This window comes from Sphingobacterium sp. Lzh-3 (assembly GCF_046764375.1).
In the GTDB taxonomy this organism is placed as follows: Bacteria; Bacteroidota; Bacteroidia; order Sphingobacteriales; family Sphingobacteriaceae; genus Sphingobacterium.
The window spans coordinates 5,186,573-5,212,247 of record NZ_CP177226.1; the positions used below are offsets into that span (position 1 = coordinate 5,186,573).

Annotated in this window: 20 protein-coding genes and 1 tRNA gene; 14 read left to right on the forward strand and 7 right to left on the reverse strand. The window is 39.1% G+C overall.

The annotated features are described in order from the left end of the window. Window positions 1-217 precede the first annotated feature (217 nt). The 4 genes from ACLCDV_RS21895 (at window position 218) to ACLCDV_RS21910 (ending at window position 9,665) form a co-directional block, all read left to right on the forward strand. On the forward strand, window positions 218-5,503 hold the full coding sequence (locus tag ACLCDV_RS21895; protein WP_411972249.1) for a translocation/assembly module TamB domain-containing protein: 5,286 nt from the start codon (window positions 218-220) through the stop codon (window positions 5,501-5,503). Further along, complete coding sequence (locus tag ACLCDV_RS21900) at window positions 5,469-7,799, forward strand: BamA/TamA family outer membrane protein (RefSeq protein WP_286770000.1); 2,331 nt, start codon at window positions 5,469-5,471, stop codon at window positions 7,797-7,799. The genes ACLCDV_RS21895 and ACLCDV_RS21900 overlap by 35 nt, the downstream gene beginning before the upstream one ends. Before the next feature lie 357 nt (window positions 7,800-8,156). Then, window positions 8,157-9,095 (forward strand): malate dehydrogenase, encoded by a 939-nt coding sequence (locus ACLCDV_RS21905; protein WP_333577116.1) that lies wholly within the window; start codon window positions 8,157-8,159, stop codon window positions 9,093-9,095. A gap of 18 nt (window positions 9,096-9,113) precedes the next feature. After that, window positions 9,114-9,665 carry a retropepsin-like aspartic protease gene (locus ACLCDV_RS21910; RefSeq protein WP_333577117.1) on the forward strand — a complete coding sequence of 184 codons (552 nt, stop codon included), beginning with the start codon at window positions 9,114-9,116 and terminating at the stop codon, window positions 9,663-9,665. On the opposite strand, the gene ACLCDV_RS21915 is transcribed toward ACLCDV_RS21910, so the two are convergent. Next, window positions 9,651-10,871, reverse strand: a complete 1,221-nt coding sequence (locus ACLCDV_RS21915; RefSeq protein WP_333577118.1) for an MFS transporter — start codon at window positions 10,869-10,871, stop codon at window positions 9,651-9,653. The two genes, ACLCDV_RS21910 and ACLCDV_RS21915, sit on opposite strands and share 15 nt — an antisense overlap. A gap of 181 nt (window positions 10,872-11,052) precedes the next feature. Between ACLCDV_RS21915 and fsa the strand changes: the two genes are divergently transcribed. From fsa to rnr, 3 genes are all read left to right on the forward strand, one after another. Then, on the forward strand, window positions 11,053-11,712 hold the full coding sequence (gene fsa, locus ACLCDV_RS21920) for a fructose-6-phosphate aldolase (protein WP_317669604.1): 660 nt from the start codon (window positions 11,053-11,055) through the stop codon (window positions 11,710-11,712). A 270-nt stretch (window positions 11,713-11,982) separates the two neighbouring features. Continuing rightward, on the forward strand, window positions 11,983-12,411 hold the full coding sequence (locus ACLCDV_RS21925) for a Fur family transcriptional regulator (protein ID WP_317669603.1): 429 nt from the start codon (window positions 11,983-11,985) through the stop codon (window positions 12,409-12,411). A 255-nt stretch (window positions 12,412-12,666) separates the two neighbouring features. Then, the gene (gene rnr, locus ACLCDV_RS21930) at window positions 12,667-14,799 is read left to right on the forward strand and encodes a ribonuclease R (RefSeq protein WP_333577119.1); all 2,133 of its coding nucleotides are present in this window, start codon (window positions 12,667-12,669) and stop codon (window positions 14,797-14,799) included. A 113-nt stretch (window positions 14,800-14,912) separates the two neighbouring features. Here rnr and ACLCDV_RS21935 read toward each other — a convergent pair whose 3' ends face one another. Continuing rightward, complete coding sequence (locus ACLCDV_RS21935) at window positions 14,913-15,332, reverse strand: hypothetical protein (protein WP_182984400.1); 420 nt, start codon at window positions 15,330-15,332, stop codon at window positions 14,913-14,915. Between the two features lie 520 nt (window positions 15,333-15,852). Between ACLCDV_RS21935 and rpsL the strand changes: the two genes are divergently transcribed. The 4 genes from rpsL to rpsJ all read left to right on the forward strand — a co-directional run bounded on the left by rpsL (window position 15,853) and on the right by rpsJ (window position 19,395). Then, a complete protein-coding gene (rpsL, locus tag ACLCDV_RS21940) occupies window positions 15,853-16,266 on the forward strand; it encodes a 30S ribosomal protein S12 (RefSeq protein WP_002993550.1) in 414 nt (137 codons plus the stop codon). A 19-nt stretch (window positions 16,267-16,285) separates the two neighbouring features. Beyond that, window positions 16,286-16,753: a 30S ribosomal protein S7 gene (gene rpsG, locus ACLCDV_RS21945; RefSeq protein ID WP_313418733.1), complete on the forward strand. Its 468-nt coding sequence runs from the start codon at window positions 16,286-16,288 to the stop codon at window positions 16,751-16,753. Window positions 16,754-16,887: 134 nt separating this feature from the next. Beyond that, window positions 16,888-19,011, forward strand: a complete 2,124-nt coding sequence (fusA, locus tag ACLCDV_RS21950; protein ID WP_313418732.1) for an elongation factor G — start codon at window positions 16,888-16,890, stop codon at window positions 19,009-19,011. Window positions 19,012-19,089: 78 nt separating this feature from the next. Beyond that, complete coding sequence (gene rpsJ / locus ACLCDV_RS21955) at window positions 19,090-19,395, forward strand: 30S ribosomal protein S10 (protein ID WP_028070501.1); 306 nt, start codon at window positions 19,090-19,092, stop codon at window positions 19,393-19,395. 69 nt (window positions 19,396-19,464) lie between these two features. On the opposite strand, the gene ACLCDV_RS21960 is transcribed toward rpsJ, so the two are convergent. The 3 genes from ACLCDV_RS21960 to ACLCDV_RS21970 form a co-directional block, all read right to left on the reverse strand. Then, the gene (locus ACLCDV_RS21960; protein ID WP_317669601.1) at window positions 19,465-20,079 is read right to left on the reverse strand and encodes a porin family protein; all 615 of its coding nucleotides are present in this window, start codon (window positions 20,077-20,079) and stop codon (window positions 19,465-19,467) included. Window positions 20,080-20,413: 334 nt separating this feature from the next. Further along, window positions 20,414-21,550 (reverse strand): AI-2E family transporter, encoded by a 1,137-nt coding sequence (locus tag ACLCDV_RS21965; protein WP_333577120.1) that lies wholly within the window; start codon window positions 21,548-21,550, stop codon window positions 20,414-20,416. Window positions 21,551-21,666: 116 nt separating this feature from the next. Further along, the gene (locus ACLCDV_RS21970; RefSeq protein ID WP_317669599.1) at window positions 21,667-22,284 is read right to left on the reverse strand and encodes a porin family protein; all 618 of its coding nucleotides are present in this window, start codon (window positions 22,282-22,284) and stop codon (window positions 21,667-21,669) included. Window positions 22,285-22,729: 445 nt separating this feature from the next. Between ACLCDV_RS21970 and ACLCDV_RS21975 the strand changes: the two genes are divergently transcribed. Both ACLCDV_RS21975 and ACLCDV_RS21980 read left to right on the forward strand, forming a co-directional pair. Continuing rightward, window positions 22,730-22,800, forward strand: a tRNA-Cys gene (locus ACLCDV_RS21975). A 33-nt stretch (window positions 22,801-22,833) separates the two neighbouring features. Continuing rightward, entirely contained in the window at window positions 22,834-23,013 is a 180-nt protein-coding gene (locus ACLCDV_RS21980) for a hypothetical protein (RefSeq protein WP_046671880.1), read from the forward strand. Window positions 23,014-23,046: 33 nt separating this feature from the next. On the opposite strand, the gene ACLCDV_RS21985 is transcribed toward ACLCDV_RS21980, so the two are convergent. After that, a complete protein-coding gene (locus ACLCDV_RS21985; protein ID WP_411972250.1) occupies window positions 23,047-23,793 on the reverse strand; it encodes a copper homeostasis protein CutC in 747 nt (248 codons plus the stop codon). A gap of 158 nt (window positions 23,794-23,951) precedes the next feature. Further along, complete coding sequence (locus tag ACLCDV_RS21990; RefSeq protein ID WP_317669597.1) at window positions 23,952-24,935, reverse strand: hypothetical protein; 984 nt, start codon at window positions 24,933-24,935, stop codon at window positions 23,952-23,954. A 284-nt stretch (window positions 24,936-25,219) separates the two neighbouring features. On the opposite strand from ACLCDV_RS21990, the gene ACLCDV_RS21995 reads away from it, so the two are divergent. Continuing rightward, a complete protein-coding gene (locus ACLCDV_RS21995; RefSeq protein WP_075994119.1) occupies window positions 25,220-25,639 on the forward strand; it encodes a hypothetical protein in 420 nt (139 codons plus the stop codon). Window positions 25,640-25,675: the final 36 nt, after the last annotated feature.

Genomic DNA, 25,675 nt, shown 5'->3' on the forward strand with positions numbered 1-25,675 from the left:
TTTTAGAATATTCCCACGATAAAATGATTTTATACAAGGGGAATGAAGAACTGTCTAATATTTGCTAGCAAGTATAGCACATAAATTAAACTTGCATTTACACGCAAATTTATCTTAGTTTGCTGAAATCGTGGCGATATACGTTATATATCTGAAAACTTAGCAAACTTTTTTCCGTTTTAATTTTTATTAATAGATACTTAAATCAAATTATACGTTGAACAGATTTACCCGAATTGCTTTCAAAACAATATTGTGGATTATTGGAGTAATAATTGCGCTGGCTATTTTAATCGTATTTTTAATCAGAATACCCGCCGTTCAGAATTATATTGCTGGAAAAGTAACACACTATGTCGAAGGTAAGATTGGTACCCCCGTCAAAATTGGCTACATTAATATTGATTTCCCTAAAAAGCTGGTTTTAGAGGACATCTATTTAGCTGACCAAAGCAAGGATACGTTAGTGGCAGGAAAAAGCATAGCTGTCGATATTAATATGCTAAAACTTCTGAAAAATACCGTTGAAATTCAGAGCATTGAAGCAGAAGGAATCACCGCAAAAATCCGCCGTACATTGCCGGACAGTTCATTCAACTTTGATTATATTGTTAAAGCTTTCGCTTCTCAAAAGGAAAGCAAACCAACTGCAGACAGCAGTTCAGCCCTTCTATTTAACCTCGATAAAGTCAAATTTGATAAATTTCATATTGTCTATGCCGATGATGTTATTGGAACGAGTGCTGATGTTTATCTGAACAGCCTAAATACCAACATCAAGAAGTTCGACCTCACAAAAAACATGGCCTTCAATCTGCCCAAAGTGAAGATAGATGGTCTAAGTGCCACAGTGAAACAATGGCGACCAGTTGTTGATGGCACGGCACCCACGGTCAAAGATTTTGGCATTACAGATAAAACGGCACAAGTAACCACCTTGCTTCCCGATGTCGGTATACAGATTGCTGACCTGACCAATATCTTAGTGCGCTATGAGGATCAATCCAGTCTGCTGAATACAAAATTTTATATCAAAAATCTTCATGCAGACATTAACAAGATCGACCTTAATAAAGAACTTGTCGATATTCAAACGATCAATCTTGACGGTTCGGACAATAATGTGCTCTTTGGAAAGATCCAGAAAAAAGTAAACACAGAAGCGAAAAACACCGCGGATACCACCAAAATAAACTGGATTGTCTCAGCCAAAGAAATCCAAATCAACAATACAAGCTTAGCGTATAGAGACGACAATCAGGCCCGTATGAAAGGCTTTGATTACTTCAATATTAAGATCCCTGGAATGAAAACCAGTTTAAATGATCTTTACTATAGCGCCGATTCGATCAGCGGATCATTAAAAGAGCTTGTAGCCTCTGATCATTCCGGGTTTGTGATCAAGCAATTGAAAGGGGATTTTAAGTATACAAATACAGGTGCGGAGATCAAAAACCTGTACGCAGAAACACCGCGTACCCTACTGCGTGATTACTTAAAAGTAACCTATCCATCTTTGGATATTATTGCCAAAAAGCCAGAGTTAATCTATGTCAATGCAACGATCAAAAAGAGCCACGTAGATATGCGCGACATCTACTATTTTGCTCCTTTTTTGGATACCATGCAGGTGATGAAACCATTAATGGACAAAAAGTTTAATATTGATGGCCGCGTTGTGGGTAAGGTAAATGATTTAAATATTCCGGCAATTGATTTCCAAACGCTGTCCAATACACGTGTCATTGCAAGTCTGCATTTAAAAGGGCTACCCAATGTCGATAAAATGTCAATGGATCTTAATTTAAAAAAGCTGACTACAGGTCGTTCGGATATCGAAAAGCTGGTTTCAAAAAAAATGCTGCCTAGCGGAATAGAGCTGCCCAATACGATCGGCCTTACCGGAACTTTTAGAGGGGGAATGAATGCCTTTAATACCAATCTTTCCTTAGTAACAGAAAAAGGAACCGCCAAGTTCAATGGTAAAGTAGGCATGATAGGCCGCGATACAACCTATGATGCCTATGTGAGTATTCGTGATTTTGACATTGGTAAGATCATGAAAATGGACAGCACATTAGGAATACTTTCCTTCGAAGGAAAAATTAAAGGCCATGGTACCGATCCCAAGAAGCTTGTAGCCAACTTCGATGGTAAAGTAAATCGAATGGATGCGATGGGTTATCGTTATCAGAATATAGACATGAACCTTACCGCAGACAATGGAGATATTAAAGCTTCTATTGTCAGCCCCGACCCCAATATTCAATTGAAGTTAAATGCAACGGCCAACATGAAGTCCAAATATCCACAGGTCGATTTCGAACTTATGGTGGATACCATTAATCTTAAAAATTTAAAATTAATGGACGACGAATTCAAATATCATGGTAAACTTGTCGGAAACTTTAGTTCAGCTGATCCTAATTTCTTAAATGGAGAAGCGCATATTACCAATTCATCTATTGTTTACAATGATGCTTATTACTCGCTAGACAGCATTTCACTGATTGCAAAAGCGGATACGAGCCGCAACTTGCTGCTTTTAAAATCGGACTTTCTAAATGCCCACTTAGTCGGAAAATACAAAATTTTAGAATTGCAGAATGCAGTTCAAGACATTTTACAGGTATATTACCAACCAGGCAAAGCTGTTAAAGTTCCCAAATATGAGCCTCAGAATATTGAGTTTTCAGCCCAATTGACCAGGACTAAATTTATAAAGGATTTTCTTCCAGAACTAACGGAAATGTCTGATATTACGTTGGATGGTATGTTCAATAGTCAGTCAAAAACTATTCTTGCCAAATTGGACGCACCTAAGATTATTTATAATGGTACCGAGATCAATAACGTTACCTTAGATATAAATACTCTTGATAGCACGCTCTACTATTCGGCCTTGATCAATAAAATCAAGGTGAGCAATATCGAACTGGTGAATACAGTCTTCAGTGGTAAAGTCATTCAAAACAATTTGGATTTTGGCCTTTGGATTAAGGACAAGAAAGAGAAAGAGCAGTATCATTTGGGCGCCAATATGCGCGTTGATAATGGAGCATTTGTTTTTAGCCTACTTCAGGATGGCCTGATGCTGAACTACGACAAGTGGACGATAAATCCAAACAACGTGCTCAAATTTGGAAGCACGGGTATTCAGGCTAATGACTTTATCTTAAGTAATAAAGGACAAGAGCTGAGTATATCATCGCAGGATAGTGTGCTCAATTCGCCACTCAACATTGCCTTTAAAAATTTCCGCATTGAGACATTAAGCAAAATGCTTGAAAGTGAAACTGTCGATCTCGGCGGCGGGATTAATGGTCAGGCAACCATATCACGTTTGGAAAGTAGCCCTGTATTTGTATCCGATCTTGTGATCGACAAATTCTATATTGGAAAAGATACTGTCGGGAATGTCAACATAAAAGTGAACAATGAAAAAGAAAACACCTATAATGCGAATATCAGTATCAGTGAAAATGGCAACAATGTCGTATTAAGTGGTGATTTTATCAATCCTCCACAGGGAGAAGCAAGCCTGGATTTCACCTTAGATATTGCGCCACTCTCCATGCAAACAGTTCAGGCATTCAGTTTGGGTTATCTAAAAGACTCGAAGGGAAATCTTGAAGGCCAGTTAAAAATAACGGGATCGCCATCCAAACCACTCATTAACGGCGATGTGAAGTTTAAAGATGCACAATTCAATATTGCGATGTTGAATGCACTTTTCAAAGCTAAAGATGAAACCATTCATCTGGATGAAAGGGGTATTACTTTCCCAAAATTTGCATTGGAAGACAAAAAAGGGAATATTGCCAAGGTAACGGGATCCATAGAAACCAAAACGTATACTGATTTTGATTTTAATCTCAATATCAATACGGACAATTTTGAGGTGCTCAATTCAACACAAAGCGACAACGATATGTTCTATGGTAAAATGTATCTTACCTCGAACCTTCGCATCCGGGGGAATCTTGATAAGCCTATCGTTGATGGTACAATCAAGGTATTAGATGATACCGATTTCACCTTTGTCATGCCAAACGAGGATCCGGGGATGGCCGATCGTAAAGGCGTTGTCGAATTTGTTGATAAGAGTGATACCACAAGAGCCAACGTATTTGCAAAATTAGATTCGATGACCGTAACCCGTCTGACGGGAATCGACGTAGATCTGAATCTTCAAACGGATAAAGATGCCAAATTTAAGATCCTCTTGGATGCCGGTTCACAGGATGCACTGAATATCCAAGGAGAAGCGGAACTGAATGCAGGCATTGATGCGAGCAGCAAAATTACCTTGTCAGGTACATTTACCGTAGACAAAGGAAGTTACTCATTCAGTTTTGGTCCCGTAAAAAAAGATTTTACATTCCGAAAAGGAAGTACGATCACCTGGAACGGAGATCCCCTGGATGCGCAGCTTAATATCACAGCGGCATACACAACCAAAGCTCCAACGCTGGAACTTGTAGCGACGCAACTGGGATCAGAAAACGCTAATTTATACAAGCAACGTATTCCTTTTAATGTCTTGTTGAAGATTACAGACAAATTGTTCCAACCGCAACTGAATTTTGATATCGACTTGGACGAAAACAACTCGGTTGTTTCCCAAGATGTGATCAGCAAAGTAAATAACGCATTGACCACCTTGCGTGAAAATCCATCTGAGCTGAACAAACAGGTCTTTTCACTCATCGTTTTAGGACGCTTTATGTCGACCAATCCATTTGAAAGTTTATCCGGTGGTGGTGGCACAGAAGCCATAGTCAGAAATAGCATAAGTTCATTCCTGAGCGGTCAATTGAACCGCCTAGCCTCCGAGCTTATCACCGGAGTAGAACTGGATTTCAACTTAACTTCGGAGGAAGATTATGCTACTGGAGCGGGCCAAACCCGAACAGATCTGAATATCGGTGTATCTAAAATGCTTTTAAATGATCGTCTAAAAATTACCGTCGGTTCTAATTTTGAAGTTGAAGGAAATACACGCCCCGGAGAAACCGCCAACAATATTGCTGGAGATATCCAATTGGATTATCAACTTTCGCAAGATGGTCGCTATTTTGCACGGGTATATCGTAAAAATCAATATCAGGTCACGCTCCAAGGCCAATATGTAGAAACGGGTATCGGATTTATCATCAATATGGATTACAACCGGTTTAAGGAAATCTGGATGAGTTCGAAAAAACTCAAAGAGTACTATGACACAAATAGCAAAGGTTTCAGAAAACGTTTTGATGTGGAACGTATGGAAACCGATTCAGTCTATCGTGATAGCGTACGCACAGTCATCAGAGATAGTTTAATGACCCATAGCCCTGAGTACAGAAAACGTATGGAGGAAAGAGAAAAAGAAAAACGTAAACAACAGTTGGACTCAACGAAACGTACGCCGAAAAGCGATAGTCCAAAATCAAACATAGATACCATCAGAACGACAGCTATAAAAAATGAAGATGAGGAAAGGAGTTATCATGCAAACTAAACTAAAATATATTGTTGGAATAGTTTCATGCGCTGCATTTATAGCATCCTGTTCGTCAACCAAGAATCTGAAAGAAGGGGAAAGCTTATATGTCAAAGGCAATGTGATAGTCGATTCGGACACGATTTCCAAAGAAAATAAGGAGAAGATTGCGACCCATTTAGAAGCGGCATTGATGCCAAAGCCCAATAAACGTTTAGCTGGCGTACCATTTAAGTTGTACTTCAACAATATGGCCGGCGATTCTGTAGGGAATAATATCATTAAAAAATTTTTCAAGAAAATTGGTGAGAAACCGGTATTGTTGAGCGATGTCAATCGCGAGTATAATGAGAATCTACTGCGCAATCGTCTGGAGAATTTTGGTTTCTTTAATGCTGAAGTAAAATCCGACACTTTGGTTGAAAACAAAAAAGCAACGGTTAATTATACAGCCAAGCCAAATTTTATCTACCGAATAAGATCTGTTCAATTTGATATTGACAGCACAACGCAGCTGGGTAAAGATATTCGTTCGAGCTCCGATAAAAGTCTCTTACAGGTGGGCAAAAATTATAGCCTTGATGTTATCCTAAATGAGCGTGACCGCATCGACAATGACCTCAAAAATAAAGGATATTATTATTTCAGCCCTGATTACATCCTGGTTCAGGTAGACAGTTCACACCGGAACAACAAGGTCGACATGTATGTTACTGTAAAGAAGGAAACACCGGCACAGGCGAGGGTACCTTCAAAGATTAATAAAATCTACATTTACCCGAACTACACGGAAACAAGCTCTGGCTATCAGCGATCCACCCGTAACGCGGAACTATATGATAGCAGCTACTATTTTATAGACCGCCAGCATCTTTATAGAAAGCCTGTTATCGCGAATCATATCTTCTTTCATCCCGGCGATGTCTACAACCGTAATGCCCACAACCAAACCATCAGCCATCTGGTGAATCTCAATAGCTGGAAATTTGTCAAAAACAACTTTGTTGACAGCAAAGAAGTTCCCAACGCACTTGACGTCTACTACTACTTAACCCCGTTGCCAAAAAAATCACTCCGCGTGGAACTATTGGGAAAAATGGCTTCGGTATACAATGGTACAGAAGTTAATGTCAACTGGACTTTACGCAATGCATTTAAAGGCGCAGAGCAGTTAAGTTTTAATGTATTCGGTGGTTATGAAACCCAGACCGGTGGATCGGCCGACCTCAACTCGAGTTATTACCGTTACGGGATGGAGGCTACACTGACCTTTCCGCGGATATTGTCCCCTTTTGGAAGGATTTCTCCTACGCGACGTTTTATTCCGAAGACTTACGTCAAAGGCCGCTATGAATTTTTAAATCGCCGCAAAGCATATACCTTAAATTCCATCGCATTGGATTACGGTTACATCTGGCAGGAGTCTGAGGAGAAGCAGCACGATCTTGCTTTAATGGAGATTACCTATGTTCAGCCTAAAGGTATTTCTGAAAACTACCAAAAACAAATGGATACTATTCCGGCGTTAAGGCATGCAATAGATCCACAATTTACGATCGGCCCAAATTATAACTTCACGTTTCAAAACACGATGAAGCAGCATTTGAAAAATACATTTTATTTCAAAGGCAACCTGGACCTCTCGGGGAACATACTCGGTTTGATAAAAGGAGCAGATTTCAATAAAGGGAAAACGTTCAAATTGTTCGATGCTTATTTCTCCCAATACATCAAGATCAGTGGCGATGGCAGACACTATCTCAAATTGTCGGAGAATTCGCAGCTTGCCTCACGGGTCAGTTTAGGATTAAGCTATTCCTATGGTAACTCGCGGTCACTTCCTTATTTAAAACAATATTATGTAGGTGGGCCTAACAGTATCCGGGCATTTGGTGCTCGTGCAATTGGACCGGGAACAGTTGCCCCTGAAAAATTAAGCAACGGCCTCTTCTATGCCGATCAGACCGGTGATATCAAATTGGAACTTAACACAGAATACAGAGCTAAATTAGCAGGATTTGTTCATTGGGCAGCATTCATAGATGCCGGGAATGTGTGGTTGCAACGGGATGACGTCAACAAGCCGGGCGGTAAGTTCAGCAAGAACTTTTTAAATGAATTAGCCGTCGGCGGTGGAGCTGGATTACGCTTCGACTTTACGTTTTTGATCATTCGTACAGATATGTCAATACCTTTCCGCATTCCCTATCTTCCAAAAGGAGAACGTTGGGTATTTAAGGATATCGACTTTGGAAGTTCAAAATGGAGAAAGGATAATTTGATGTTCAACCTAGCCATCGGCTATCCGTTCTAGGATTTCAAATTTGATTTACACGATAGAAATAACAGGCTTGAACAAATTTCAGGCCTGTTATTTTTTTACTATTTTATAAAAGTCATCGATTTTGGAGGGTTCTATTTCTTATGTCAAAAAACAAGTTATTCCCGCTAAATACATTGATTTACTGACAATAATTGATTAAATTCAAGAATTATTTAATAATCCACATAAATGCTCATGAAATATCCATATAAAAAAATACAAGCATTCGTGAAGATGGACCGGATATCCAATGTGGCATAAGGACCGCCGAAGGCAGCTATATAATTAAAAGGCAGATGTATATACTTAAGCGGAAAATTAGCTCATGAATAAACAAATTATTTACATATGAAAGTAACTATTGTTGGTGCTGGAGCTGTAGGAGCAACTACAGCGGACAATTTAATCCGTCGAAATGTCGCCGAGGAGATTGTATTATTGGATATTAAAGAAGGCTTTGCGGAAGGCAAAGCGCAAGATATGGCGCAAACCGCTGCCTTATTGGGTTTTGAATCAAAAATCAAAGGGGTAACCAATGACTATCTTTCAACTGCAGGTTCTACTGTTGCCGTCATTACATCGGGAATTCCGCGTAAACCCGGAATGACACGCGAGGAATTGATTGGGACAAATGCCAATATTGTCAAGTCAGTTGTAGAGAACTTAGTCAAACACTCTCCGGATATTATCATTGTCATTGTTTCTAATCCAATGGATACCATGACTTATCTGGCACTTAAATCGAGTGGATTACCTAAGAATAGAATTATTGGAATGGGAGGTACATTGGATTCAGCCCGGTTCAAATATCAACTGAGTGAAAAACTGAATGCTTCTGCGGCCGACCTCAATGCCATTGTCATTGGTGGCCATGGAGATACAACGATGATTCCACTCATCAAGCACTCCACGTGGAACAGTATTCCGGTCACTGATTTCCTTACCTCGGAAGAGCAAGACGAAATTGTACACAAAACAATGGTTGGTGGGGCCACATTGACCAGCTTGATCGGAACTTCCGCCTGGTATGCTCCGGGCGCTGCAACTGCCGCAGTTGTTGAAAGTATCGTGCGCGATCAAGGCCGATTATTTACGGCCTCTGTGTATCTGGAAGGTGAATTTGGCCAAGAAGATATCAATCTGGGCGTACCGGTTATCATCAATAAAAAAGGATGGGATCGCATCGTCCCCATTCAACTCGATGAAGAGGACAAAGAAAAATTCAATAAAAGTGCAGAAGCAGTACGTGCAATGAATAATGTACTGAAAGAAATAAAAGCGCTGTAGCGCATAAACAATAAAACGATGAAAAGCTGTTACTCTATCAATAACAGCTTTTTTTATGAACGTTCAACACGCACTACGGGTTTTAAAATTTCTTTTTTAAGGGAATTTTTGGGTATGTTTGGCTATATGACAACAGTACCATTTCAATTATTGGATTTACAAGGCCAGGGCACACACATTTTAGTCGATGTAGAAATATATAATCGTTCGTTCAAGATGGTAGTTGATACCGGGGCTTCTAAAACTGTATTTGATAAAACACAATTGGGGCATCTTTTGGAGGACCAATTGCAGCTTGAGCCTTCAGAAACATTATCAACAGGACTTGGCACCAATTCAATGGAGAGTTTCAATATAAAAATTCCGAGTCTGACATTAGGTGAATGGCAGATAAAAAACTTAAATACTGCGGTATTGGATTTAAGCTCGATCAATTATGCCTATCAGCAGATGGATCTAGAACCAGTGATCGGCGTACTGGGCGGAGATATTTTTGCAGACTATGGTGCTGTCATTGATTATGCAAAGTGCACCTTAAAATTAAGAACCCGGAAATTAAAACTTAAATAGGCGTTTGTGGATATGGAGCCGGAGATAGCCATAGTACACGATTGCGATCAATATCCCCAATCCACCCATGACGTATAATGTCGTTCGAAGCCCACAGTAACTGGCTAACGAACCTATCATCAGTGTACCGATGGGAAATATCCCCTGAAAAGCCATGACGTAATACGAGATCGCCCGGGCACGATAGATCGGTATGGCATGCGTCTGAATATACGTATTGATACTTGAGTTTTGCATCATCATGGCAAAGGATACCAACATCACATAGACGAGTGCCATCTGCAGCATACTCGAATGTGCCAAAAACAATAATGCAACTCCCATAAGCGCTGCTGCCCCCATCACCTGATAGCGCAAATTGGTACCCGATTTTAAACGGGCCATATTAAAAGCACCAATCATGGCACCCAGGCCGGCTGCACTTTCAAACCAGGAGAACGTACGTTCATCACCATGAAACATTTCTTTTGCTATGGCTGGCAGCAATGAGGTATACGGAATAACAATCAAGCTGGAGAATGTCATGATAATAATCAGCGAGGAGATGTGCGGCGAACGTTTGAGGTAACGAAAGCCTTCGACCAAACCTTCCCAATTGCTTCCCTTGCTCAGTTGAACATGTGTTTCATCGACCTTCATCATCAATAATGTAATAATGACCGGAACAAAACTGATAAAGTTCAGGGCAAAACAGACGAGTTCACCGTATGTACTCAGTAAAATACCTCCTATTGCAGGCCCCAACATTCGGGCACCATTGAAAATTGTTGAATTCAGCGCTATGGCGTTCGGCAGATCTTTACGGTCCCCAACCAAATACATCATCAGTGACTGACGCCCCAAAACATCGAAAGAATTAATGACCCCTTGTATAAGACCCAAGGCGGAAAGCCATAAGACACTCTCCCATTTCAGATAAACGACCAAGGTCAAAATCCCAGCCTGTATCATCAGGCCAATTTGGGTCATCAGAACCAATTTATACTTTTTGTGCTTATCGACAAAACTGCCGATAAATGGAGACAGGACCAAAGAAGGCAATAAGGAGATGAACTGCACAAAACCGAGCCAAAACACAGATCCGGTCAATTCATAGACTAACCAACTGATGGCTATACGCTGCATCCAGGTCCCCATAAGGGAAATTGCTTGTCCTATAACATGTAAACGGAAATTTCTATAATGAAGAGAACGGAAAACCTGCATATTTAAAGATAATACTATATTAAAAGTATAACAAAAAATAAGGAGAAGAGATTCTTTTTTGCAAAAATAATGATGCAATAGGTGAAAATCGATGCTTCAATACTGGAATATAATCAATAACTTTGCATCACTATTTTGGACATTAGAATAATCAAATAATTATCATTCAATAACATACACAATGAAATTTTTTATTGACACAGCGAACCTAGAGCAAATCAGAGAAGCCCAAGATTTAGGCGTATTAGACGGTGTAACAACCAATCCAAGTTTAATGGCAAAAGAAGGTATTAGCGGTGATGAAAACGTAATCAACCATTATAAAGCGATCTGTGCCATCGTTGATGGCGACGTAAGTGCTGAGGTCATTTCGACAACCTATGAGGAAATGATCAAAGAAGGCGAAGCGTTAGCAGCTCTTGACAGCAAGATTGTTGTCAAAGTCCCTATGATCAAAGATGGCGTAAAAGCAATTAAATATTTCAGTAAAAAAGGTATTAAAACAAATTGTACATTGGTATTTACAGCTGGTCAAGCACTATTGGCTGCAAAAGCTGGGGCAACTTATGTATCTCCTTTTATCGGTCGTTTGGATGATATCTCTACAGATGGATTAGCGTTGATCGAAGATATTCGTTTAATCTATGATAACTACAACTACCCTACACAAATTTTAGCAGCTTCTGTACGTCACAGTGCACACATTTTAGGCTGTGCTAAAATCGGCGCGGACGTCATGACAGGTCCTTTATCAGCGATCTTGGCTTTATTGAAACACCCTTTGACAGACAGTGGTCTAGCGACATTCTTAGCTGATCACGCGAAAGCTGCCGGCAAATAAGATTTCTATATTTCCATTATATAGTAACAAAAACCGATAAGTAAGATGACAGTAATCTTAAACTTATCGGTTTTCTTATTTTTAATAGATTCCGTATTTTTGTACTGTCAAAAGCATCTCTGAGAAAGTAAATGGTCCGTTCCCGTTCGTTAATGGTCTATTGAAAGGGAAAAAATAGGATGAATAAATTCATCACATAGTTTTTTAACTTGCAAATAAAAGTAAATTTCTCTTAGTTTGTATTTGATCTAAGGCTTAACGAAGAAATCCATGGAAGATTCCAACACTGTATATCCAGAAATTCTCAAACGAAATAGTTTAAAAGTAACCCAACCCCGGTTGAAGGTACTTGATATTATTTCGAGGAAAGAGTCTGCAATTTCGCAGCCGGAACTGGAGAAATTACTGGGCAAGGATATTGACCGTGTCACATTATACCGGGTATTGGCCAGCTTTGAAGAGAAAGGGATTATCCATAAAATCTTTGATCTACATGGTACAGCTACTTACGCTATGTGTTCGACAAACTGTTCAGAACATGATCATCATGACCAACACGTACATTTTATTTGCCGGGTATGCAATTCTGTGTACTGTCTGGAAGATATGACCTTACCAAAAGTATCGATCCCACAAGGCTTTAGTCTCGAAGCGATAGCCGTCAATGCACTCGGTGTGTGCAATCATTGCAAAAAGTAAATCAGGCTGTACGAATCCAAAACTATTTTTCGGCTGAACTGTCTATACCTTGGCTATCGGAAGATGCTCCGTTTAGTTCCTTATTGTCCTGTCAAATGCAGTTTTTTTCGTATATTGTATTGGCATCGATCTTGATGTACAGCGCTCGTAATCTGTGATAAAAACTGGTTTTTCAAAATCCATTACCGGAGCCAGTCAAAGGATCCATTGGGCTGTCAAAGACCGATGTAATGAATAATAATAAATAATAAGTGAATGAAAACAAGAAAAGAAAATCCATATAAAGAGGTCTTAACACAACTGATCATCGATATCTTCGAAAAATCGGGCAATAAGCCGCTCAACTATAAACAAGTTTCGTCAAAACTGAATCTTACCGATAACGACTCAAAAGTCGCTATAGCCGATATTTTACATGATAATGTAAGAAATGGGCTTTTTATTGAGGTCGAGCGCGGCAAATTTAATCTGAAGCAACTTAAAGTGTATGTCACAGGAAAGGTAGATATGACTGCCGATGGCTCCGCCTATGTGATTCCTGATGATGAATTTGAAAACGATATTTATATCGCTCCGCGGAAACTTAGACAGGCACTCCATGGCGATATTGTCAAGGTCCATACCTTCGAAAAAAGAAAAGGCGGCCGTAAGAAAGAGGGTGAAGTCGTTGAAATCCTGCAAAGGGCCAAGACTGATTTCACGGGAACAATCAGCATCTCCAACAATTTTGCTTTTTTTATTGCCGACGACCGCAAGATGTTACACGACATTTTTATCCCTTTGGACAATCTGAATGGAGCCAAGGATAAAGAAAAAGTGGTCGTTTCGATTATCGACTGGCCAAGCGGGAGCAAAAATCCCGTCGGAACAGTAAAACATGTTTTGGGCGCCAAAGGGGAAAATAACACCGAGATGAATGCTATTTTGGCCGATTATGGTTTCCCATTGGAGTTCCCGAAAAAAGTTGAAGCTGAAGCCAATCAGATTTCGGAAAAAATAAGCAAGGAGGAAATTGCAAAGCGGCGTGATTTTAGAAACGTTACGACCTTTACCATTGACCCGGCAGATGCAAAAGATTTTGATGACGCCATCTCCTTCCAAAAATTAGAGAATGGCAACTATGAGATTGGTGTTCACATCGCCGATGTTTCGCATTTTGTGATACCCGACACAGAATTGGATAAAGAAGCATTCAACCGTGGTACATCGGTCTATTTGGTGGACCGTGTTATCCCGATGCTTCCGGAGCGTCTTTCTAATGGCGTTTGTTCCTTACGTCCACATGAAGATAAACTTTGCTTTTCGGCTGTTTTTGAATTGGACGAAAAAGCCAATGTGCACCATCAATGGTTCGGCCGTACGATTATCCATTCGGACCGACGTTTCAGTTATGAGGAAGCGCAGGAGGTGATTGAAACGAAATCGGGTGATTTCAGTGAAGAGATCCTAAAATTAAATGAACTGGCATATATTCTGCGGGAGCGTAAATTTAAGAATGGTGCAATAGCCTTTGAAAGTGAAGAGGTAAAATTCACCTTGGATGAAAATGGAAAACCTACAGGGGTATACACCAAAGTCCGTAAAGATGCGCACAAGCTGATTGAAGATTTTATGTTATTGGCCAACCGGAAGGTTGCCGAGTTTATTGGTAAACAAGGCCGTGGAAAAAACAAGCTTACTTTTGTATACCGGTTCCACGATGTTCCTAATCCGGAGACGCTGACAACTTTCTCTCAATTTGCAGCGCGGTTTGGCCATAAATTGACCATCAAAACGGATAAGGAAACAGCTAAATCTTTAAATGCGCTGATGACAAAGATAGAAGGTAGCAAAGAACAAAATATGCTGACTTCACTTGCGGTACGTTCGATGGCCAAAGCGATCTATACGACAAAGAAGACAAGTCACTATGGACTTGCATTCGATTATTATACCCATTTCACCTCGCCTATCCGTCGTTATCCCGATGTGATGGTACACCGTCTTTTACAATTCTATCTGGAGGGCGGTACCAAAATCAATGCGGAGCATTACGAAAAAATGGCCGAACATTCTTCCCAAATGGAGAAAAAAGCCGCTGAAGCAGAACGTGCATCGATTAAGTACAAACAGGCCGAATACTTGCAGGATCAGATCGGCACCGAATATACCGGTATTGTTTCGGGTGTTACCGAATGGGGTATGTATGTGGAGATTGAAGAGAACAAATGCGAGGGAATGGTCAGACTTCGGGATATCACCGATGACTTTTACGTCCTTGACGAGAAGAACTATGCGATCATTGGGCAAAGGAAGAAAAAGAAATTCCAGTTGGGTGATGAGGTTCAAATCCGCGTAAAGAAAGTGGATCTGGATAAAAGGCAGATTGATTTTACGTTGTTGTCCTAAAAATAAATCTGCAATAATTGGCAGCGTATTAAGCTCATCCAATTGGATATACGACAAAAAAGCGGTATTGGTTAAAGTCAATACCGCTTTTTTTTGAATAAGAAAGGAAAAACTTATTGTTTCGTTCCTTCAAAAGTGAAAAAGACCTCATTTTCAGTAGTTTTCTTTCCTTGGCAAAGAAGTGTCTTTTTTTCCACATCAAATAAAAATGATCCTTCTGGAGAAACACCAGCCGTTTGAATTGCAATGTTCATATTATTGATAACCTTAAACTCTTTTGCTGGTATTTTTAGCGCTTTGTCTCCAATCTCAACTTTCAAAGTATTGTCAGAAATTTTTGTAACCGTCAAGGTTTTATCAAACATCGGTCCGCTTGTATTCGATAGATCTAAACTACCCTTGTAAGTACCAACAGCTGCATCGATGCTTCCACCTGTTTGAATAGGTTCATCTTTATCCTTTGAGCATCCAACAAAAGCGAAGGTTACCAAGGCCAATACCACTGCATACATTAATCTCATTTTGATTTTCATAATTTGAATACATTAATTTGTTTCTACTAAATATTTACACGTTTTTATCAAACGCTTTGCCAAACAGAACGCAAAAACATGCAGGAAGTGCAATATACCTGAAAACCAGTAGAAGAGAAATTTAAAAAAGGGCTGTTTTTTAAACAGTATTAAACAGAGAAAGAACAGCTTAGAGCAGAAATAAGAAAAAACCGTCCCTCCCGTTATTCTACTCTTGAACCATCCTTTAACCGTCTATATTTTTGTACAACCACCAATTAGGGGTTAACTCTCCAATTTTGCAATATATGACAGTTTAGGTGGGTTAAACGTAGAGGGTGACCATGTCATTAGGATGGTAGGGCAATAAAGAAGCATGAAGAGGTAATAAAGAAGCCATAGGATATTCAAGAAAAGAGCAGCGCCAATTCAAAAAATAATCTAAATTTTATACACTAACTATTTCATATTCAAAAGGGAATCAGTATCTTTGCGAACTTAAAATAATTTAGGTATAAAATTTATAAACAAAAACAGGTAAATGCCTACTATTCAACAATTAGTTAGAAAAGGTAGAGTAGCTCTGGTTGATAAGAGTAAGTCACCAGCGTTGGACTCATGTCCACAGCGAAGAGGTGTATGTACACGTGTATATACTACTACCCCTAAAAAACCAAACTCAGCAATGCGTAAAGTAGCTCGTGTACGTTTAACAAACGGTAAAGAGGTCAACGCTTACATCCCTGGAGAAGGTCACAACTTACAAGAGCACTCGATCGTATTGATCCGTGGTGGTCGTGTTAAAGATTTACCAGGTGTGCGTTACCACATCATCCGTGGTGCATTAGATACTTCAGGTGTAGCAGGTCGTAACCAACGTCGTTCTAAATACGGAACTAAGCGTCCTAAACCAGGACAAGCAGCTGCAGCTCCAGCAAAAGGTAAAAAGAAATAATTAAACGGAGGAAAGAAAAATGAGAAAGTCAAAACCGAAAAAGAGAATCATTTTACCTGATCCAAAGTTTAATGACGTTCAGGTAACACGTTTCGTAAACAATATGATGGTAGATGGTAAAAAATCTATCGCTTATGCTATTTTTTACGATGCAGTAGAATTAGTAGAACAAAAAACACAAGAAAGCGGTCTTGAAGCTTGGAAAAAAGCTTTAAACAACGTTATGCCTGCTGTTGAAGTTAAATCACGCCGTGTGGGTGGTGCTAACTTCCAAGTTCCTATGGAAGTTCGTCCAGAGCGTAAAATCGCTTTAGGTATGAAATGGTTAATTTCGTACGCTCGTAAACGTGGTGAAAAAACAATGTTCGAGAAATTAGCAGGAGAAATCATTTCAGCTTCTAAAGGTGAAGGTGCTGCTGTTAAGAAGAAAGAAGATACGCACAAAATGGCGGAAGCTAACAAAGCGTTCTCACACTTCAGATTCTAATTTTGAAGACATTCAAAAAAATATGATTACACCGACCTCCGATAAAAGAACAATCCTTTATCAAGGTCGGTGTACTTATTTAACATTACATTTAAACACATAAGGCCATGCATGGCCAGTTGCTTAAAAATATTATGGCAAGAGATTTAAAATTCACTAGAAATATCGGTATCGCTGCTCACATCGATGCTGGTAAAACTACAACAACTGAGCGTATCCTTTATTACTCAGGTGTAAACCACAAAATTGGTGAAGTTCACGAAGGTGCTTCAACAATGGACTGGATGGAGCAAGAAGCTGAGCGTGGTATCACAATCACTTCTGCTGCTACAACCGTATTTTGGAACTACCGTAACAACAAATACCAAGTAAACGTAATCGATACTCCTGGACACGTGGATTTCACGGTTGAGGTAAACCGTTCTTTACGTGTACTAGACGGATTAGTTTTCTTATTCTCTGCGGTTGATGGTGTTGAGCCTCAATCTGAAACAAACTGGCGTTTAGCTGACGGTTACAAAGTACCTCGTATTGGTTTCGTAAATAAAATGGACCGTTCAGGAGCTGACTTCTTGAAAGTTGTAAAACAAGTAAAAGACATGTTAGGTTCTGATGCTGTAGCTTTACAATTACCTATCGGTGCTGAAGATACATTCAAAGGTGTGGTTGACTTGATCAACAACCGTGGTATCGTTTGGAACGAGCATGATAAAGGGATGACCTTCACTGAAGTGCCTATTCCTGATGATATGTTGGATGAGGTTGCTGAATACCGTGAGAAATTATTAGAAGCAGTAGCTGGTTACGATGAGTCTTTGATGGAGAAATTCTTCGAAGATCCAGATTCATTGACTGAGCGCGAAATCTTAAATGCATTACGTGCTGCTGTATTGGATAACTCCATCGTTCCTATGGTTTGTGGTTCATCTTTCAAAAACAAAGGTGTTCAAACCATGTTAGACCTAGTAATGGAATTATTACCTTCACCTCTAGATGTAGAGGCTGTAAAAGGTACTAACCCTGATACTGGTGAAGAAATCGAGCGTAAACCATCTGTTAGCGAGCCTTTCGCAGCTTTAGGTTTTAAAATTGCGACAGACCCATTCGTAGGTCGTTTATGTTTCATCCGTGCTTACTCTGGTAAATTAGATGCAGGTTCTTATGTATTGAACACACGTTCAGGAAACAAAGAGCGTATCTCTCGTATCTTCCAAATGCACGCGAACAAACAAAACCCTATCCCTTTCATCGAGGCTGGTGATATCGGTGCTGTTGTTGGTTTCAAAGACATCAAAACTGGTGACACACTTTGTGACGAAAAAGCGCCTATCGTATTAGAGTCCATGACTTTCCCTGAGCCAGTAATTGGTTTAGCGATTGAGCCTAAAACTCAAGCTGACGTGGATAGATTAGGTATTGGTCTTGGTAAATTGGCTGAAGAGGATCCTACATTCGTTGTTAAATCTGATGAAGAGACTGGTCAAACTGTTATCTCAGGTATGGGTGAGCTTCACCTTGAAATCCTAATCGACCGTTTGAAACGTGAATTCAAAGTTGAGGTTAACCAAGGTGCGCCACAAGTAGCATACAAAGAGTCTATCAATGGTTCTACTGAGCACCGTGAGGTATACAAAAAACAATCAGGTGGTCGTGGTAAATTCGCGGATATCAAAGTTGTTATCTCTCCTATCGATGCTGATTACGATACAACAAAATCTGCTCTTCAATTCGTAAACGAAATTGTGGGTGGTGCTATTCCGAAAGAATACATTCCTTCAGTTCAAAAAGGATTTGAGGCATCATTAAATAATGGTGTATTGGCTGGTTATCCGCTTTCAGGAATGAAAGTTCGTTTGATCGACGGTTCATTCCACGCAGTCGATTCAGATTCATTATCTTTCGAATTGGCAGCTAAAATGGCATACCGTGAAGCATTACCAAAATGTTCTCCAGTATTAATGGAGCCAATCATGAAAGTAGAAGTGTTGACTCCAGAAGAAAACATGGGTGATGTTATGGGTGACTTAAACCGTCGTCGTGGTCAAATGCAAGGTTTGGATTCACGTAACGGTGCTCAAGTAATCAAAGCATTGGTTCCACTTTCTGAGATGTTCGGTTACGTAACGCAATTACGTACAATCACTTCAGGCCGTGCAACGTCTACAATGGAATTTGATCACTATGCTGAAGCTCCTCGTAACGTTGCTGATGAGGTGATTGCAAAATCAAAAGGTAAAATCAAAGGTTCTGTAGAATAATATAGAACTCAAAAATAAACCGACCGCTGGTTGTTAATAGCTCTAATCAGCGGTCATTTTTTAATAATATCATATACTATGAGCCAAAGAATCAGAATTAAATTGAAATCTTACGATTACAATTTGGTTGACAAATCAGCTGAAAAAATCGTAAAAACAGTAAAACCTACAGGTGCGGTTGTTAGTGGTCCTATTCCATTGCCTACTGAGAAAAAAATCTATACGGTATTACGTTCACCACACGTTAACAAAAAAGCACGTGAGCAATTCCAATTGTGCGCTTACAAAAGATTGTTGGATATCTATTCATCAAACGCTAAAACTGTTGACGCATTGATGAAACTTGAATTGCCTTCAGGTGTTGAAGTAGAAATCAAAGTGTGATAGATTTCAGTCACTGAAAAAAAAAGGGCCTTTCGCAAGAAAAGCCCTTTTTTTATATTTTAACCTAGATTATAACTGATAACCGATTCCAATTGAAAAAACGCGATTCTTTAAAGAACCTCCTTCACCCCCAGCCATATCAATTAGTCCCAAGCCATATCCACCATTAATCAAAAAGCCATTTGATAGACGATAACCCGCTAAAAAGTTAATTCCGGCATCAAAACGCTTCAATTTATTATCTCCAAAACCGACATCAATTTTCACATTTTCTGCTTTGGCTTTTGCGGACAGCCCTAATCCAGCATATGGTCCAGCTCCTAAGAAAACATTTCCAGAATTTCCTGTGGGAATACTATATACAAAATTTACAGGTAACTCTAGATACATTAAGTCTAATTTCACATTATTTCCCAATTCTTCAAAGTCAATAAGTGTCAATCCTTTCCCGCCTTTACCTTGAAGCGATAAACCAGGTTGTATAGAAAAATTATTTGCCAAAGGAGCGTCTAAGTAGCCCGTCAAATAAAATGAAGTAGATGATTCTGTCGAAACAGATACACTTCCTAATGACGCGGTCATTTTAGGAAAAGTTGCACCAGCCTTAAAACCATAAGAAGTCTGTGCTTTTGCACCAGTAATAAAACATACTAGCGCAGCGATTGAGAGTAACTTTCTTTTCATTAACAATAAATTATATATAAAACGAAAATAGGTTAAAATTCCCTGAAATACAAGAGAAAATAGTTATCCATTTATTAAACAACCCAACATATATCGACAACACACTTCAAACTGATATTCAGATTTTTCGACATGTGGAATCAATCCTTTTGCTAAGTCAAAATCTGGAAATTTGTATGAAGGTATAGCTCTTGTCGATCCAGTGTTACTAAGCTATCCGAACCTTATTTCGAAGGATTTAACCTCATTATATAATACCGAAATTAGTTCAAATTCCAATAGTAGACTTCAAAATGGTAATACCATTCGTATTAAACTTTCAATTCTAAAAAAATTATCCCTTCGTCTCATTTTCTTCTATAATCTTCTTTTCAAGAAGATTTAACGTCCCAAATAAATCCTTATATACCTCATCTTTACTATCTTCTTCCCCTAAAAGAAATCCCCAAGGTTTAAGTTCTTTGATCCGGTCCATCACAATCTTAACGATAGCCAAAATAGGAATCGCCAAAAACATACCGGAAATACCCCATACCATTTCGCCAATAATAATGGAGAGCATCGCAAACAGCGAATTAACTTTCACCTTAGAACCCACAATCTTAGGAACAATAAAATTACTGTCGATCATATGTATGATAATGAGGGCTATGATGACCAGGACGACATGGGTAAAAGAAGATGTTGCAAACGTCAGAATAGCTATGATGAGCATGGAAGAGAAAATACCAACATAAGGTAGCACATTGAATACACCAGTGATCAATGCCAATAACAGACTATATTTTACCCCAATCAAAGAAAGGACAATAAAGACCAAAAGGGAAACCAAGCTCATTTGGATCAGTAGGCCAATAAGGTATTTTTTGACCACATACTGAACCTGTTGAACGACGTCCAGAACAATAGGTCGGTCCTCTATACGGTTGACAAATAAAAGAAACTTGACAATATGTCCCCTATATATCAGTAAGAAGAATGTGTAAAGAAAGGTAAAAACAAACAGAATAAACATCGACGACAGGGAAACCAATGCAGTACCTAAAAATAAAGTTCCCGAATCAACGGATTTTGAGGCTGTCTTATTGATAAAATCAATCTGATCTTTGTGTTGGATGCCAAACTGTTGGCTCACCCAGGTCTGTAAATTGCCCACGCCATCCATAATCTGTTGCTTAAATGCCGGAAAATCTTCTTTAAGAAGCGTGAGCTGAGAGGCTAATAAGAAAAGTCCGTAGCCCAGTACACCAAAAAAAATAATCACACTGAGTATGCCGGCCAATGTCCTTGGAAAGCGTAACTTCCGCTCCATAAAATTGCTCAACGGTATCAAAAGCAGCGAGAATAGCAAACCCAAAATCATTGGAATCAGTATCGTATCGCCGATCTTCGCCAGATAGCCTAAGAGAAGGATACTAATCAATATACAGGCTAACTTTACATAGAATGGTAGGGAGAGAAATCTTTTCATTGCATATTCTTTTGAATAAAAATAACAATTTCGAATGACTTAGTTTTAGGTAAATAAAAAAGTCCCTACACATGCAGGGACTCTTTCCTCATAATAAGTTTAAGTACTTATATTTCTTATAGTCCAAAACCGATTCCCACAGACCAAACACGGTTTTTAGTTGAAAAGTTAGATACCGGAGACAAGTTTGTTAAACCAAGTCCGTAACCTGCATTGATCTGAAAACCATTAGATAACTGATAACCTGCCAGGAAATTCACGCCAAAATCAGTACGTTTTAACTCAGCACCATCTCCACTACCAAATTCTACATCCTCTTCTGTTTTAACCCCAGCAATATCCCATTTATTTTTACCGCTTAAACCAAAACCTACATATGGGCCAGCGCCTATAAAGAAATTGCCCGCTCCTGCAGGGAATTTAGCAACTGCATTAACTGGGATATCCAACGACATCACGCTTTGTTTGACCTCTCCCGAGTTATTTCCATCACCTGAAGTCCACTTCGCTCCTTTATTTTGCAAAGATAATCCTGGTTGGATGGAGAAATTTGGTGAAATAGGCGCATCCAAATAACCCGTTACAAAAAAGCCCGTATTTGATTCGGAACTTCCATTTTCAAATGAATATTTAGGAATATTTACACCCGCACGTAGTCCGTATCCCAATCCTCCTTGTGCAAAAGCACCCAATGAACCAAATAAAATTGCTGCAGATAATAATAGTTTTTTCATGTTTCCTAATTTAATTTACTTTCTTCTTTTATCACTTCATCTCATAATTTCCTGTACGAGATTTATTACATTCCCATTTGCAATATCTATTCCAAAATCCATAAATCATTAATTGCCAAAGTAAAACGCGATAAAAATCTGACACTAAACCTTTGGGTATTGTCCAATAAAAGATACAGTAAATGGATTCCACCTACGCTACGGCCTCAACAGCAAAGCTTTAAAGGAGTTCATGTATGGTAAAATATCTTACCACAAAACAAGTTCATTTCCGGTGTCAAAAACTAAGCAATAGTAAGTGCTGGAAAATCTCAAAAGATCCTTCCATTAAAATACCAGCTTGGTTTTCAGACGGATGCTTAAAAACATAAAAGTTTTATCATAAAGATTTTTTAATTCCAATTATAAGTTTTATTTTTGCAGACCTTCAAAAGGAAAAAAATAGGGTCGGATGGCCGAGTGGCTAGGCTGAGGTCTGCAAAACCTCCTACAGCGGTTCGAATCCGCTTCCGACCTCGTTTTATTTTAAACAATAAAAATATTATCAAAATGGGAGTTACACGTTTAAAAAGAAAAGATAGAAGAAATAAAACTGTTTCACGTGTTGAAGTTCAGTTTTTGAAATTAGGAACTAACGTAGAGTTAGGTTCTAGATCAAAAATGAAAGCTAGCAACCAAATCGTTAAAAACGATGCTATCTTAAATCAATTAGCTTCAGAAGCTAAATAGTAAGAAGAATTTAATAGCCTTTAAAGTACTACTTTAAAGGCTTTTTAATAGGTCCACCATTTGGTGGACTTTTTCTTTTGAGCTCATCCACTGTGCCTCATCCATTCCATTGACCTGACTCTGGTTAAACCTCATCTTCGACACATGCAATTCTTTCGCCGAGCTATGTATTGCAACTGCCCCAGTTTGCGCTAAAATATGAACGATATTAACTGCATCTACACCTGCGCCAGGCATAATCACAACACGGCCATTTGCCTGTTGAACTAATTGCTTGAGTAATGGAGCTCCAGCTAAAGCAGAATTTTGCAGACCGGATGTCAAAATGCGGTCTATCCCCAGTTCGATGACATCTTCCAATGCCTGAAAGGGATCATTCACGCGATCAAAAGCTCTATGAAAGGTAACATGCATGGGACGCGCAGCTTCCACCAATCGCAAAGTATTCACTTTATCCACCGTACCATCTGCGTTAAGAATACCTATTACAACACCATCTATCCCCAATTCCTTGCACAACTGAATATCTGCAATCATTTCTAAGATCTCGGTCTCTGTATAAAGGAAATCACCTCCACGCGGCCTGATAAGCACATGAATACCAATATTCACCAGTTCCCGCACTAACTGCAACTGACCAAACGAAGGTGTAGTCCCTCCATTTTCCAAATTTTGACAAAACTCTACCCGGGTCGCACCTCCTTGTTCCGCTTCAATTGCTGATGCTACGGAATTTGAACAGATTTCTAATTGGTAATTTCCAATTGCCTTTTCCTTCATTATATTATATCTTAAGCTATTTTTCGTTTACGCGAATAACGTAAAAAAAAAGCAAATAACCTACTCCCCCACGACGGTGAAAATAGTGCAAGCATTAGAAAAGACGCCAGCTAAAAAGATACTTTCTCTGCGTGGGAAATTTGCTTCCAGACAAAGATCTACAGCTTTAGCTTATAATGATGCACCTCTACTTTTTTCCACTTCCAATCTGGCCCTTTTGAGGTATTCATGCCATCTGACAGCTCCCTTGAAGAAGGTGGATCTAAGAAACGCTCCCGTTTAATATAAGTTGGTAGTTGGAAGCCAGGCGATGTATTTAGCGTTTCAAAACATTCCCGCGCGAGTTTCATGATGTCATTCCGATTTTCTGCATTGCTTTCAATTCGACTTCCTATATAAGATGTCGGACCATACAATTGCTCATAAATTGCTGAATCTTCAAAAGGTTTGAATTTCAGACGCATCATTATTTGTACCAATAGAGCATACAAATCATTGTCCGTTGGTGTCAGAACCAACTTATCCAACACCTTTGGTATCAACTCCCACATCATCAATTCAACTGCTAAATCTTTGGTGTTCTCGCCAATGAAATCGAGTGTAGGCCACATCTGGTCTACATATCGTACAACAGAATCTCTACTTCCATGCAAAGCAACCAACTGTCTATTGCTCCAATATTCCAGCGGTATGTCCCGTCGATAAAAGACTCCAAATATATGTTGACCTTTCAACCGCCCCAAGGAACCACAATTTTGCATCTCAAACTCAGGTGCAAGCATACAGTAACTAAACATATCACGCGTATTTAGCGTTTTAAATGTTTGTACCGAAAGAGGATTCCATAAAGCAGGATAACGTTCCCTATCCAAACTATCTTCTCCTGACACCAATCTATACACGTAATAGTCTTTCAGTAATATTCGCAAGATTGCTTCACGACCACCAAGGGGATAATTTCTAGACTTACTCTTCCCCATTCTTCCGAGATACCTGGGCAACTGATCGTTTATAAATTTTGTAGAATCTTTCAGCTTATATTGCCCATGACACATGGCCAAGCTGCATACCAACAGCAGTGCTAAAAAAAGGACATAGTACCTCCTCTTCTTAAAGAAATCAACAAAACTAGATGCTAACATAGTTAATACATTTACACTGTATTGGCTGCAATACAGCATATTAAATATACTTAAAATTAAATAGTATTAAATAAATTAGGTTTCAAAAAAATCTACGATTTGAAAACGGGACCAAAAACCGAAAAAACTCAGTTCCGTTTTAAGCTCAGTCTCTTCTTTTATATACAAAAGTCATAACCGAATTTTAGACATGTAAAACATTCGGCTGAACTATTTGTATATACCTTACATGCTTTTATTTAAATAACTAAAAACCAAGCGCATACATTTTTAAGTAAAATATCATGGCAATTATATCAAAAAACATGGAGACCCAAGAAAAGATTATCAGTACTTTTGAAGAGCTCCAAAAAGCTATATATGACCTGAAACATCAAATTGTTGAATTTGAATTACTTTTTAATCAGGCCTGCAACAGACATATTGACTCCAATTTCCAAAAGGAATGGTTGCTGGACCGAATATCTTCACGTCATGATATGATTACACTTCGACATGATGCCATGCTGCTTATTCGGGACACTGTGTCTGCGTTCCGGGATTTCGACGGTTATTTTCTAGATCTCAAACAGCTACTCCAATCGATCGAGTTACTCATGCTCAACCATGCCGATGAGGAAGAGTATGAAATTGCAGCTATTATCAAAAAATGGTATGAAAAATTTGCCCAAGCGATTGATTTCGTTGGTGACTTAACCTATTAAGTCGCCGTTTTATTATACTTTTGCAGCATTGTAAAA

Bases quoted from the DNA above. Each gene is read 5' to 3' on its own strand.
- ACLCDV_RS21900 (WP_286770000.1), top strand. From the start codon at position 5,469: ATGAAGATGAGGAAAGGAGTTATCATGCAAACTAAACTAAAATATATT.
- ACLCDV_RS21905 (WP_333577116.1), top strand. From the start codon at position 8,157: ATGAAAGTAACTATTGTTGGTGCTGGAGCTGTAGGAGCAACTACAGCG.
- ACLCDV_RS21910 (WP_333577117.1), top strand. From the start codon at position 9,114: ATGAAAAGCTGTTACTCTATCAATAACAGCTTTTTTTATGAACGTTCA.
- ACLCDV_RS21915 (WP_333577118.1), bottom strand. From the start codon at position 10,871: ATGCAGGTTTTCCGTTCTCTTCATTATAGAAATTTCCGTTTACATGTT.
- fsa (WP_317669604.1), top strand. From the start codon at position 11,053: ATGAAATTTTTTATTGACACAGCGAACCTAGAGCAAATCAGAGAAGCC.
- ACLCDV_RS21925 (WP_317669603.1), top strand. From the start codon at position 11,983: ATGGAAGATTCCAACACTGTATATCCAGAAATTCTCAAACGAAATAGT.
- rnr (WP_333577119.1), top strand. From the start codon at position 12,667: ATGAAAACAAGAAAAGAAAATCCATATAAAGAGGTCTTAACACAACTG.
- ACLCDV_RS21935 (WP_182984400.1), bottom strand. From the start codon at position 15,332: ATGAAAATCAAAATGAGATTAATGTATGCAGTGGTATTGGCCTTGGTA.
- rpsL (WP_002993550.1), top strand. From the start codon at position 15,853: ATGCCTACTATTCAACAATTAGTTAGAAAAGGTAGAGTAGCTCTGGTT.
- rpsG (WP_313418733.1), top strand. From the start codon at position 16,286: ATGAGAAAGTCAAAACCGAAAAAGAGAATCATTTTACCTGATCCAAAG.
- fusA (WP_313418732.1), top strand. From the start codon at position 16,888: ATGGCAAGAGATTTAAAATTCACTAGAAATATCGGTATCGCTGCTCAC.
- rpsJ (WP_028070501.1), top strand. From the start codon at position 19,090: ATGAGCCAAAGAATCAGAATTAAATTGAAATCTTACGATTACAATTTG.
- ACLCDV_RS21960 (WP_317669601.1), bottom strand. From the start codon at position 20,079: ATGAAAAGAAAGTTACTCTCAATCGCTGCGCTAGTATGTTTTATTACT.
- ACLCDV_RS21965 (WP_333577120.1), bottom strand. From the start codon at position 21,550: ATGAAAAGATTTCTCTCCCTACCATTCTATGTAAAGTTAGCCTGTATA.
- ACLCDV_RS21970 (WP_317669599.1), bottom strand. From the start codon at position 22,284: ATGAAAAAACTATTATTATCTGCAGCAATTTTATTTGGTTCATTGGGT.
- ACLCDV_RS21980 (WP_046671880.1), top strand. From the start codon at position 22,834: ATGGGAGTTACACGTTTAAAAAGAAAAGATAGAAGAAATAAAACTGTT.
- ACLCDV_RS21985 (WP_411972250.1), bottom strand. From the start codon at position 23,793: ATGAAGGAAAAGGCAATTGGAAATTACCAATTAGAAATCTGTTCAAAT.
- ACLCDV_RS21990 (WP_317669597.1), bottom strand. From the start codon at position 24,935: ATGTTAGCATCTAGTTTTGTTGATTTCTTTAAGAAGAGGAGGTACTAT.
- ACLCDV_RS21995 (WP_075994119.1), top strand. From the start codon at position 25,220: ATGGCAATTATATCAAAAAACATGGAGACCCAAGAAAAGATTATCAGT.